General features: G+C 41.6%; 12 protein-coding genes and 1 pseudogene. 10 read left to right on the forward strand and 3 right to left on the reverse strand.

Annotated features, from left to right (window positions below):
- The first annotated feature begins 2 nt into the window (after positions 1-2).
- From coaBC to lgt, 5 genes are all read left to right on the forward strand, one after another.
- The gene (coaBC, locus tag H6A27_RS04730) at positions 3-1,196 is read left to right on the forward strand and encodes a bifunctional phosphopantothenoylcysteine decarboxylase/phosphopantothenate--cysteine ligase CoaBC (RefSeq protein ID WP_204507892.1); all 1,194 of its coding nucleotides are present in this window, start codon (positions 3-5) and stop codon (positions 1,194-1,196) included.
- A gap of 2 nt (positions 1,197-1,198) precedes the next feature.
- Entirely contained in the window at positions 1,199-2,860 is a 1,662-nt protein-coding gene (gene recN, locus H6A27_RS04735) for a DNA repair protein RecN (RefSeq protein WP_204507893.1), read from the forward strand.
- Between the two features lie 31 nt (positions 2,861-2,891).
- Positions 2,892-3,644 (forward strand): 23S rRNA (guanosine(2251)-2'-O)-methyltransferase RlmB, encoded by a 753-nt coding sequence (rlmB, locus tag H6A27_RS04740; protein WP_204507894.1) that lies wholly within the window; start codon positions 2,892-2,894, stop codon positions 3,642-3,644.
- A gap of 123 nt (positions 3,645-3,767) precedes the next feature.
- A complete protein-coding gene (locus tag H6A27_RS04745; protein WP_204507895.1) occupies positions 3,768-5,468 on the forward strand; it encodes a tetratricopeptide repeat-containing S1 family peptidase in 1,701 nt (566 codons plus the stop codon).
- Positions 5,469-5,479: 11 nt separating this feature from the next.
- Positions 5,480-6,307, forward strand: coding sequence for a prolipoprotein diacylglyceryl transferase (gene lgt, locus H6A27_RS04750; RefSeq protein ID WP_204404776.1), 828 nt, complete (start codon positions 5,480-5,482; stop codon positions 6,305-6,307).
- Between the two features lie 76 nt (positions 6,308-6,383).
- Here the strand turns inward: lgt and H6A27_RS04755 are convergent, their stop codons facing one another.
- Positions 6,384-6,986, reverse strand: coding sequence for a DUF4923 family protein (locus H6A27_RS04755; RefSeq protein WP_204507896.1), 603 nt, complete (start codon positions 6,984-6,986; stop codon positions 6,384-6,386).
- Positions 6,987-6,988: 2 nt separating this feature from the next.
- On the reverse strand, positions 6,989-7,843 hold the full coding sequence (nadC, locus tag H6A27_RS04760) for a carboxylating nicotinate-nucleotide diphosphorylase (protein WP_204507897.1): 855 nt from the start codon (positions 7,841-7,843) through the stop codon (positions 6,989-6,991).
- A 246-nt stretch (positions 7,844-8,089) separates the two neighbouring features.
- On the opposite strand from nadC, the gene rlmH reads away from it, so the two are divergent.
- Complete coding sequence (rlmH, locus tag H6A27_RS04765; protein WP_154042590.1) at positions 8,090-8,563, forward strand: 23S rRNA (pseudouridine(1915)-N(3))-methyltransferase RlmH; 474 nt, start codon at positions 8,090-8,092, stop codon at positions 8,561-8,563.
- A gap of 114 nt (positions 8,564-8,677) precedes the next feature.
- Here rlmH and H6A27_RS04770 read toward each other — a convergent pair whose 3' ends face one another.
- Positions 8,678-9,565 (reverse strand): glucosaminidase domain-containing protein, encoded by an 888-nt coding sequence (locus H6A27_RS04770; protein WP_204507898.1) that lies wholly within the window; start codon positions 9,563-9,565, stop codon positions 8,678-8,680.
- A gap of 299 nt (positions 9,566-9,864) precedes the next feature.
- Between H6A27_RS04770 and H6A27_RS04775 the strand changes: the two genes are divergently transcribed.
- From H6A27_RS04775 to H6A27_RS04790, 4 genes and pseudogenes are all read left to right on the forward strand, one after another.
- Positions 9,865-11,094 (forward strand): site-specific integrase, encoded by a 1,230-nt coding sequence (locus tag H6A27_RS04775; RefSeq protein WP_204507899.1) that lies wholly within the window; start codon positions 9,865-9,867, stop codon positions 11,092-11,094.
- A complete protein-coding gene (locus H6A27_RS04780) occupies positions 11,091-11,462 on the forward strand; it encodes a hypothetical protein (protein WP_204507900.1) in 372 nt (123 codons plus the stop codon). The genes H6A27_RS04775 and H6A27_RS04780 overlap by 4 nt, the downstream gene beginning before the upstream one ends.
- Positions 11,463-11,486: 24 nt before the next feature.
- Positions 11,487-11,612, forward strand: a pseudogene (locus tag H6A27_RS04785) (RteC domain-containing protein); the annotation flags it as partial.
- 183 nt (positions 11,613-11,795) lie between these two features.
- The gene (locus H6A27_RS04790) at positions 11,796-12,437 is read left to right on the forward strand and encodes an NYN domain-containing protein (protein ID WP_195306052.1); all 642 of its coding nucleotides are present in this window, start codon (positions 11,796-11,798) and stop codon (positions 12,435-12,437) included.
- Positions 12,438-12,452 lie beyond the last annotated feature (15 nt).

Consider the following 12,452-nt stretch of genomic DNA (forward strand, 5'->3'; position numbering starts at 1 on the left):
CTATGATAAAAGGTAAAAAAATAGTACTTGGTATCACTGGAAGTATTGCCGCTTATAAGGCGGCAGTACTTGCAAGGGCCCTGATAAAAAAAGGCGCTGAAGTGCAAATCGTAATAACTCCTGCGGGAAAAGAGTTTATCACACCTCTTACTCTCTCAACAATAACCAGCAAACCGGTCATTAGTGAATTTTTCGCGAGAAGAGACGGTACATGGCACAGTCACGTTGACCTCGGTCTATGGGCGGATGCTATGCTGATTGCTCCAGCCACTGCATCTACAATCGGCAAAATGGCAAACGGAATTGCCGACAATATGCTTATCACAACGTATCTGTCAATGAAAGCGCCTGTATTCGTGGCTCCGGCAATGGACCTTGATATGTTTGCCCATCCTTCTACGCAGAAAAATCTTGACACTCTGAGGTCATACGGAAACATTATCATCGAACCGGGAGAAGGCGAACTGGCGAGCCACCTTGTAGGCAAAGGAAGAATGGAAGAGCCGGAAAACATCGTAGCCGTATTGGAGGATTTCTTCGCTAAGAAGTCTGACCTCGCAGGAAAGAAAGTGATGATTACCGCCGGGCCAACTTACGAGAAGATAGACCCTGTTAGGTTTATCGGCAACTACTCATCGGGAAAAATGGGATACGCATTAGCTGAATGCTGTGCGGAAAGAGGCGCAGAAGTAACTCTCATCAGCGGTCCTGTAAGCATAACAGAAAAGCATCCTAATATCAGGAAAATAAGCGTGGAAAGCGCAGAAGAGATGTACCAGGCTGCTATAAGCGAATTCGGATCAAACGATGCCGCAATACTCTGTGCTGCGGTAGCTGACTTTACCCCTGAAACAATTGCAGACCAGAAGATAAAACGTGAAAAGGACGATTTGATAATAAAATTGAAACCTACGCACGATATTGCGGCAGCATTGGGTAAACTCAAGAGAGACAATCAGATAATGGTGGGATTCGCTCTTGAAACCAACGATGAAATTGAGCATGCCAAAGGCAAGCTGGAAAGAAAGAATCTTGATTTTATCGTTCTAAACTCACTAAACGATAAAGGAGCCGGTTTCAGACACGACACAAATAAAATAACCATCATTGATAAAGAAAATATCATAGAGTTTCCGCTCAAGAGCAAAAAAGAAGTGGCAACTGATATAATTAACCATCTGGCAGATATTTTATAAACATGCTACAGTCTATATTCATCCAGAACTACGCACTGATAGACAAGCTCGACATTACATTCGAGCCGGGATTTTCGGTAATAACCGGAGAAACGGGAGCCGGAAAATCCATCATACTTGGTGCAATCGGTCTCCTGTTAGGACAGAGAGCTGATATTAAAGCTATACGGAACGGAGCTACAAAATGTATCGTTGAAGCCAAGTTCAGAATAGCATCATACGGCATGGAAGAATTCTTCAAGGCTAACGATATTGAATATGACAGCGAGGAATGCATTCTTCGCCGTGAGGTAAACATCAATGGCAAAAGCAGAGCTTTCATTAATGACACGCCCGCATCGCTGGCGCAAATGAAAGTACTTGGAGAGAAACTGATTGACGTACACAGCCAGCACCAGAATCTGTTAATCAACAAGGAAGGCTTCCAGCTAAACATTCTCGACATTCTTGCACAGGACATCAGGGAACTGACCGATTACCAGAATGAATACAATGAATACAAAAAAGTATGCCGCGAACTGGATGAATGCATCAGACAAGCAGAAGAAACAAGAAAAGAAGAGGATTATATCCGCTTCCAACTCCAACAACTTGATGACGCAGAACTGAAAGACGGTGAAATAGCAGAACTCGAACAGGAAGCAGAGACACTGACTCATGCCGAGGATATCAAGGCCGGGCTTTACCGCTCGGCACAGAACATCGGTGGCGACGAAAGCGGGTGCCTGACTCTGATTAAAGATAGCATAAATACTTTGCAAACGGTTTGCAAAGTATTTGCAAAAGCCAATGAATGGAAGGAAAGACTCGAAAGCTGTTATATAGAGATAAAAGATATATCTCATGACATGGAAGATGCTCAGGAATCCATTGAGTTTAATCCTTCAAGACTTGAGTTTGTAAATTCACGTCTAAACATGATATACTCAATGATGCAGAAACATCACGTTAAAACGGACACCGAACTTCTGGAGATTGCAGAAAATTACAGACAACAATTGGATATGATAACTTCATCCGACGAACGCATATCCGAATTGGAAAGCAAAAAGAAGGAGCATTACGACAACGTCATCCGAAAAGCGGAGATTCTTACTAAAATGCGTACCGAAAGTGCAGGAAAAATTCAGTCACAGATGGAATCTTTACTGATACCATTGGGAATGCCTAACGTGAAATTCGCTGTGGAAATATGCCCAAAGAAAGATCCTGACATTAATGGCATGGACGCAGTAAACTTCCTTTTCTCGGCAAACAAAAACGGTACATTACAGAATGTAGCCTCAATAGCATCGGGCGGCGAAATAGCCAGAGTAATGCTCTCACTGAAAGCCATGATAGCAGGAGCGGTAAAATTACCGACAATTATTTTCGATGAAATAGACACCGGTGTATCCGGTTCCATTGCCGAAAAGATGGCTCTGATAATGCAGGATATGGGACGCCAGGACAGACAGGTACTGAGCATCACTCACCTGCCACAGATAGCGGCAAGAGGTAACGCACACTATAAAGTTTATAAGGAAGATACGGAAACAGGTACCAACAGCCACATCATACGTCTTTCGGACGAAGAACGAATTAACGAGATTGCAAACATGCTTAGTGGTTCAACCATGACAGAGGCTGCAAGAAATAATGCAAGGTCTTTATTAGGACTTTAATCCTATTATTAATTTAATTAGACAAACAGACATGATTGAAAAAAATGAAATGATATTCGGCGTTAGAGCCGTAATAGAAGCGATACAGGCTGGAAAAGAAATTGACAAAGTGCTGGTCAAGAAAGACATTCAGAGCGAACTGTCAAAAGAACTTTTTTCTGCGTTAAAAGACACTCAAATCCCTGTTCAGCGAGTTCCGGTTGAAAGAATTAACAAAATCACACGCAAGAACCATCAGGGCGTAGTGGCATTCATATCTCCAATCACGTATCAAAAAACAGAGGACATCGTGCCATTCCTTTTCGAACAGGGTAAAAATCCGCTGATAATACTACTTGACGGACTGACTGACGTACGTAACTTCGGCGCAATAGCCCGCACTTGCGAATGTGCCGGTGTTGATGCCATCATCATACCGTCAAAGAATAGTGTCAGCGTAAATGCAGATGCAATCAAGACATCTGCGGGAGCGCTACACACAATTCCGGTCTGCCGTGAAAGCAATATTACAAATACAATCAAATTCCTGAAGGACAGCGGTTTCAGTATAGTTGCCGCAACAGAAAAAGGAGATTATGACTATACGAAAGGTGACTACTCAAAGCCTACATGCATAATAATGGGAGCTGAAGATACAGGTGTGCCGTACGAACATCTTGCACTTTGCGACGAATGGATTAAGATTCCTCTCTTCGGTACAATAGAATCACTAAACGTATCAGTAGCGGCAGGAATCCTTATATATGAAGCCATAAAACAACGTGGTTTCTCTACAGAAGAATAATAAGTATTCAGTTCTTTAGTTTTTGAGTTTATAAGTTTAGCTTCGCTGACCATTATTTGTTATTAACCTGATAATTAACTAAAAATAAACTCAAAAACTTATAAACTTTAAAACTTACTTATCATGAAGAAAACAATATTAATTACAATATGTGCTTTGAGCATAAGCGGCTTATGGGCACAGGAACTACCAAAATGGTCAAAGAAAGCGCGAAAAGCCGTTTTCTCTGTCATAACTTATAATGCTGACAACAAAATACTTAATACAGGAAACGGCTTTTACATTGATTCAAACGGTACAGGCATCTCAGATTACAGTCTTTTTAAAGGTGCCCATAGGGCTGTAGTGGTTACATCCGATGGTAAAGAGCTGCCGGTAACACTGATTTTGGGAGCTAACGACATGTACGATGTAGTACGTTTCAGAACTGAAGCATCTAAAAAACAGGAAGCACTGACTCCTGCCGTTATTGGAGGTAAGGAGAATGAGAAGGTTTACGTTATGCCATACTCAACACAGAATTCTATAAACTGTATATCAGGTACAATTGAGAATGTTGATTCTATAGGAAACAATTCCTTTTACTACACACTCTCAATGGGCACTGGCGCTAAAGACGTAAGCTGTCCGTTGATGAACGAGAATGGAGAAGTGATAGGTCTTATCCAAAGAAATTCAGATTCTGAAGACAAGAAAAGCTATGCATTGGGTATTAACTACGCAAAAAGTTTATCAATCAATGCCTTGTCGGGAACTGACGCTACTCTAAAATCCATAAAGATAAAAAAAGGACTTCCTGAAGATGAATCGCAGGCACTCGTGTTCATTTACATGATGGCATCACAGCTTGAGGACGCAGAATATATTGAGATACTGAACGACTTCATCAAAACTTACCCTAAGAATACTGAAGGTTACCTGCGACGAGCTACATATTATATGAACAAAAATTCACAGGAATTCATAAGCATTGTTGAGGATGACCTGAAAAGAATGACTGATGTGGCTGAAAACAAAGCTGAAGCACATTATAATATCGCAAAATTGATATACAGTTATAATGTAAATACCACAGAGCAACTTGAAAAGGCTGATTGGACAATGGAAAGAGCATTAAACGAAATAAATCAGGCCATCTCAGAAGCTGGCGAAGGTCTGTATTATCAAGTTCAGGGCGACATTTATTTTGCTATTAAGGATTATGGAAACGCCGCTGCCGCATACGAAAATCTTTGCAAGACTCCATTAGCTTCGGCAGCCACATATTATGCTGCCGCCAAAGCCAAAGAATTGATGGAAGGTACAGACAAGAAAGAACTCATTGCACTGATGGACAGCGCAGTAGCTTTCTACAACACTCCATACGGAAAAGATGCAGCTCCATACCTCTTTGAACGCGCAAGAATTAAGTCCGACGAAAAGATGTATCGCGAAGCCGTACTGGACTATAACGCCTTTTACGATGCCATGCTTGGACAAGTTTCTGCTGAATTCTACGTAATCCGCCAACAGGCTGAAATGCAGTGTCGTATGTATCAACAGGCTATAAATGACATTAACAAAGCGGTTGAAATGGAACCTGCAAATTCGGGATATTGGACCGAGAAAGGCAGTATTCATATTAGACTGAACCAAACAGACGAGGCTATATCATCGCTTGAAAAAGCTGTTTCACTCGATCCTAAAAATGCTGACGCCTATCGTATGCTCGGTTTCTGTCAGGTAAAAGGAAAAGACAAAAAGCAAGGGCTCGAAAATCTCAACAAAGCCAAAGAACTGGGCGATACTGTAGCAGAAGACCTGATAAAGAAATACTCTAAATAACAGAACGGGGTATGAGTCTTATGTATATAAACTGGAATCCGGATCCGGTTATATTCACTCTTGGAGGGTTCAGTCTCAGATGGTACAGTGTATTTTGGGTTATAGCCATTGCCTCCGCAAGTATTGTGGTTCACAAAATCTTTGAAAAAAGGAAAATGTCCGAAGATGATTATAACAAATTGTTTGTATATTCATTTCTTGGTATATTCATCGGAGCCCGCTTAGGACATTGCCTGTTTTACGATTTTGAATACTTCTCGAACCACCTGCTCGAGATAGTCTTACCTGTACGTTTCCTTCCGGATGGAAGCTGGAAATTCACAGGATATGCAGGATTGGCAAGTCATGGAGGTACATTGGGACTTATGTTTACATTATATCTTTTCTGCAAAAAGACAAAAATAACTTACCTGCAGATACTTGATATAATAGCAATGGCAGCGCCATTAGGAGCAGGATTTATAAGAATTGCAAACCTGATGAACTCCGAAATCATAGGAATGCCTACTTCACTCCCGTTCGGTTTCATATTCGAGCAGGTTGACAATCAGCCGAGACATCCTGCACAGTTGTATGAGGCTATAGCATACTTCATCATTTTCGGAATAATGTGGTACATACAGAATAAGATAAAATCTTATAAAGACGGATTATATTTTGGCATCTGCATATTCTCAATCTTCACTTTCCGCTTCTTTGTGGAATTCATAAAAGAAAGGCAAGTTGATTTTGAAAACTCCATGATGATTGATATGGGACAAGTATTGAGTATCCCATTTATAATCTTAGGATTATATTTCATTATAAGAGGATTAAAGCCTTCAGTTAAAGAGAAATAGTCAAGATATAAACATTAAAGGGGCGAAACCGGATTTTCCGGCTTCGCCCCTTTAATGTTTATTGAAATTTATCCGATTACTGTTTTTTCATCTCAAATCCCAAAAGTAAACCGTCATACTGCGATAATACTGTATTCAGTGTGCCTACTGTAGCTGATTTTCCGGCAACTGCACCTGTCACTGTCTGAGCAAGCGACATCAGCTTATCCGCATTGAAAAGCAAACTCATAGAGCCACCGTTCAGAACAGAAGTAGAGACCTGGGCTGTAAGTTTGAGTCCAATCTTTGTTTTCAACGTAACTTCCTTGGTATCCTTGTTATAGCTGTATGTTCCATTTATAGAACGTCCCGCCACTGTAGATGTATAAGTACTGTCGGCATTAAAAACATATACAGTATTTTCGTTAAATCCAAGTTTCGACAGATAATTGCTCATCTGTTCCTCAACCTTTTTTGCTGCCAATTCACCACCGGCCTTAGTCAGCAAATCGTCACTTTCAAACTTGCAATCCGGAGCAGTATATTTCCAGGTACCGACCATTGAAACACTCTCGTTTACCTTGGAAACTGTTTCTTCCACCTTGTTCACTACCCCACCAAGCACAGACTTCCAGTCCTGTGCAGATACATTCATACCCGCAGAAAGTATCAAACCTAACAGAAGAATTCTCCTAACCATAATCAGCAAGCTTTAAAACTCATGTCAAGTCCCTTTACAGAGTGTGTAAGGGCACCTACCGAAATAAAATCAACTCCACATTCTGCATAATCGCGAAGAGTGTCGAAAGTAATACCTCCGGATGATTCGATTTCATATCTACCGGCAACCATTTCTACAGCCTTACGTGTATTTTCTGGAGTAAAGTTATCAAGCATAATACGATCTACACCACCAAGGTCGAGAACCTGCTGAAGTTCGTCGAAGTTACGAACCTCGATTTCAATTTTCAAGTCTTTACCTTTAGCCTTGCAATATTCCTTAGCACGATTGATAGCCTTGTCGATACCTCCGGCGAAGTCCACATGGTTATCTTTCAACAGAATCATATCGAACAAACCTATACGATGGTTCACACCACCACCAATCTTCACAGCCATCTTTTCAAGGATACGCATACCCGGAGTAGTCTTTCTTGTATCAAGCACGTGGGTCTTTGTACCTTCCAGACGTTTAACGTATTTATTTGTCATAGTGGCTATACCACTCATACGCTGCATTATGTTCAGCATCAGACGTTCTGTCTGGAGTAATGACTGTACCTTACCTTCAACAACCATCGCTACATCACCTGGTTTCACGTGTGCACCATCATTGATGAAAACTTCAACCTTCATAGTCGGATCAAAACGGTTGAACACTTCCTTAGCGACTTCAATACCTGCCAGGATACCTTCTTCCTTTATAAGAAGTTTTGACTTTCCCATCGCATCAGCAGGGATACATGAGAGTGTTGTATGGTCGCCGTCGCCTATATCTTCGGCAAAAGACAGGTCAATCAAGCGGTCTATCAAATCTTTTACTACTTTTTCGTCCATAATGTTACAGATTTATTGATTTATAATGCAAAGATAGTGAAAGGTGAGCGGAGAGGCAAAAGAAAAACACAGTTTTTCGATTTTGACTATTCCGAACCGCATCCTATGTTATGAAAAGATAGCGAAAGTTGAATGCAGAAAAACAAGTTTACTTGTTTTTTTTGCTGAGACGCATCCTACCTTATGAAAAGGTATAGATAATTCGTATCTTTGCAAAGCAGTAATTTATAAAAACAAAAAACGAATATGAAATTTATATTACTTGTGGTAGGCAAGACTGTGGAAAAGCACTACATCACTGCCATAAACGACTATGTGGAGAGAACAAAACACTATACTTCGTTCGACATGGAGGTTATCCCCGAACTGAAGAACACCAAAAGCCTGAGCATGGAACAACAGAAAGAGAAAGAAGGCGAACTGATTCTGAAAGCCATACAGCCGGGCGACGTGGTGGTTCTGCTTGACGAACACGGCAAGGAATTCCGCTCAATAGAATTTGCCGACTGGGTTGAGAAGAAGATGCACACAGTGAACAAACGTCTGGTATTCATCATAGGCGGTCCTTACGGATTTGCTCCGTCGGTATATGCGGCAGCGCAGGAAAAAATTTCACTGTCGAAAATGACATTCTCACATCAGATGATACGCCTCATCTTCGTAGAGCAGCTGTACAGGGCTATGACCATTCTTAATAATGGTCCTTACCATCACGAATAATACATAATGGGTACACATTAATTTTAAACGGTGTTTAAATAGCTTTTAAATACTATTTAAACACCGTTTAAACTGACTATAATTTCCAATCTACCTGCAAATCTCATCAGCAATTTATCTTAAGCGTAGGATATCACCTACTTTAGGCGCAGGTGCATCTTCGTCCATTTTGTTCATCTTATAAAGATTTTTCAGTTTTATACCGAACATCTGTGATACGGAATACATTGAATCTCCAGCCTTAACCACATATACTATATGGTCTTTAGTAGCCTTCTTGCGTTTCTCTTCCAGATAAACAATCTCACCCCCACGGAATGTATAATCCTTTGGCAATTCATTATATTTACGAAGTTTGCGACTGCTAATGTCGAACTCGTCTGAAATCGATTTGAATGTATCTCCCCGGCGAGCTATAATATAAAGCATTTCGTTAGCCAGATACGGCTGATGCGGATTGGTCACTTTCTCTGCCCATTCCAAACCACCTTTACGGTCGTATTGGTCAAGGTCATAAAGTTCGATAATATTAATCAAGCGGTCTGCATACTTTGGGTCTGTAGCATAACCGGCTTTTTTCAATCCCCTTGCCCAGCCTTTATAATCTGTTATTTTCAGACGGAAAAGAAAAGCATATCTTGCTCCAGTGCGCAGGAATTTCGAATGGTCCTCATACGACTCTTTGGCATGTTTGTAAGCCCTGAAGCACTCATTACGACGGTCATCGTCATGACGTACCGTACGTCCATCCCACGAGCTTCCACACTTAATTCCAAAGTGATTGTTCGATTTTCTTGCCAAAGAACTTCTTCCAGCTCCCGACTCAAGCAATCCCTGAGCCAGAGTGATACTGGCCGGAATACGATACTTCTTCATCTCTTCAACAGCTATTCCTCTATACTTCTTTATATAGTCCTCGTAAGCCTGATTTCTCTTTTGTGCAGATACCGAGACCGAAAGTCCGGCAATGAATATTAAAATTAGTGTCAGATATTTTCTCATTTCCTTATTCTTGAAAAACAGTTACAAACATACGGAAAAACTTCGGAATATCCGCCGAATTGCAGCAGATTAACGCAACAGGATTTGATAATTAGGGAGTTAGAGGAAAAACGCAGAAGTTGGGCAGACAGTTGAAAACCGTCTTAAAGCAGATTAAAGCAAAAGAACGGTTTCCTAATCATTACCCGATGAAAGTGCAGATTTAACAGTTCCTGTTTCATTTTGCGGCGTTCTGCGCAGTTTTGCTTATCAATAGGTAACTCGTTGATTTATAGTTTTGCAACCAAAAAGAAACGAGTATGGCAAGAAGCACATTCAAGATGCTGTTCTACGTGAACGGCAGTAAGGAAAAGAACGGAATTGTCCCCATCATGGGACGAGTTACAATCAATGGTACGGTAGCACAGTTCAGCTGCAAGCGGACTATCCCGAAAGAGCTTTGTGATGCCAAAGGGAACAAGGCAAAGGGCAAGAGTATGGAAGCGAGGGAAACCAATCTTGCGCTTGACAACATCAAGGCTCAAATCATCAAGCATTACCAGCGTATATCCGACCGTGAAGCCTATGTAACGGCAGAAATGGTACGCAATGCCTATCAGGGATTGGGCGGTGAGTATGAAACGTTGCTCGGTGCTTTCGACAAGGAAAATGAAGTGTTCAAGAAGCGTGTCGGAAAAGACAGGGGCAGGGCAACCTATATGGCAAGGGTACGGGCAAGAAACCATGTGGCGGCATTCATCAGGTCACATTACAAGCGGAACGACATCTCCATGCCTGAACTTACGCCCGACTTCATCAAGGAGTTCGCCGTGTTCCTTTCCAACGAAGCCGGACTGCACAACGGTTCGATATGGGAAAACTGCATGTGGCTGAAAGGTGTGGTGATGCGGGCGCATTTCAACGGACATATACCGAGGAATCCGTTTGCCCAGTTCCATATAAGCCCGAACACGAAAGAGCGTGAATATCTGACGGAGAATGAGCTGAAAACATTGATGGAATTTCAGTTCAAAGACCCCAAGAACTCCTATCTCCGTGATATTTTTGTTTTCGCCAGTTTTACCGCCCTCTCATTCGTGGATATAAAGGAATTAAGCAACGACCAGATTGTGGAAGTGAACGGTGAGAAATGGATTATTTCCAAACGACACAAGACGGGTGTACCGTTTCAGGTGAAGCTGCTGGATATTCCCTTGCAGATAATCGAGCGTTACAAGGCTTTTCAGGAAAACAATCTTGTATTCCCCAATCTCAACTATTGGTCAATATGCAAGCGTATGGGAAAGATGATAAAGGAATGCTGCATCACCAAGAAAATCAGCTTTCATTGCTCAAGGCACGGGTTTGCGACCCTGGCTCTCAGCAAAGGGATGCCAATTGAGAGCGTCAGCCGTATTTTGGGGCATACGAACATTGAGACCACGCAAATCTATGCGAAGATAACCGTGCAGAAATTGGATAATGACCTCACGATGCTGGGCGACAAACTGAGCAAATCATTCGGAAACGTGAAAATGGCAGGGATATGAAACGGGAAATAATCACAACGGATAGCTATGGTAGAATTACCATACCATCCGATACAGGTAATATATGGATGAATGAAATGGAGCTGGTAGAGCTGTTCGGGGTAATCGCCCCGACGCTCCGTGCCGCCATTCGTGCCGTGTACAAGTGTGGAATTTTTAATCCTCTTGAAGCTGAAAAACGTATCAGGCTGCCCAACGGCTATTATGCGGACATGTATGCCCTGCCGATGGTGGTGGCACTCGCTTTCCGCATTGATACGTCAGGTGCCGCAACGGTTCGCAATGCCCTGCTGGAAAGATTGTGCCGACGAAAAGAAAAACAAGTCCTGCTAGTGTCAATGAATAACAGAATGCCGTATGAATGTTAGGGTGAACTTTTTATGTTCAGCCACTACAATACCTATGCGGACATCAAGCGGCGGAAGAACGAGAGCCGGACGTATTTCTTTGACAGGGCGGCGGAACGGCTGAACCGCAGGATGATGCGGGACGAGGAGGCGGAACGGAAGAGGCGGTGAAGCAAGAAAATAAGCGATAAGTCCGCCTTGATTTATTACGAAAAAAATAAAAAAAGTTTCTACTATATTTGTATTATCAAATATAAATTGTACTTTTGCAATACAATATCGCCCTTAGGTGGAAAATACTAAGGCTCGCCACCCCTAAAAAGGTGGCTTATTTTTTATATATACAATTGGAATATGGAGCAAAAACAACGCGTTATAGTCTATATTGATGGATTCAATTTCTATTTCGGACTGAAGAGCAATGCTAAATGGAAGAAATATTATTGGCTTGATATAGTCAAGTTGTTCGAGATGTTCATGCGCCCGAATCAGGAGCTTGTTGCCGTCAAGTATTTTTCGGCAAAGCCTGATGATATAGACCAAAGTCTTCGCCAGAATGCCTTTTTTCAAGCCAATAGAGAAAATCCAAAATTCAAGTTGATATTAGGTAAGTATCTGAAAAAATCTATAACCTGTTTCAAATGCGGAAATGTTATTCATACCCATGAGGAAAAGGAAACTGATGTACGAATAGCCACACAGATTGTAGCAGATGCCTATCAGAAGAATTGTGATATATCCATTATAGTATCAGCTGATAGTGACATGATACCTGCTATCGAACTTGCAACAGAAGCTTGTCAAAAGGTTTTTGTATATTTCCCTCCTTACCAGTACTCCAGTAATCTTGCTACTATGGGTATGGGTAAGCCTATCCATATGAAACAATATGAAACTCGTTTCAGGCAATGTCTTTTACCTGATGTGGTACATCTTGGAAAGGCAAACTTTGATTTACAGATACCTAAGAAATGGAAGGCTTTTCAGTCAATCTGAATCAGAAATACGCGT

This window comes from Bacteroides caecigallinarum, from assembly GCF_016902295.1.
In the GTDB taxonomy this organism is placed as follows: Bacteria; Bacteroidota; Bacteroidia; order Bacteroidales; family Bacteroidaceae; genus Phocaeicola; species Phocaeicola caecigallinarum_A.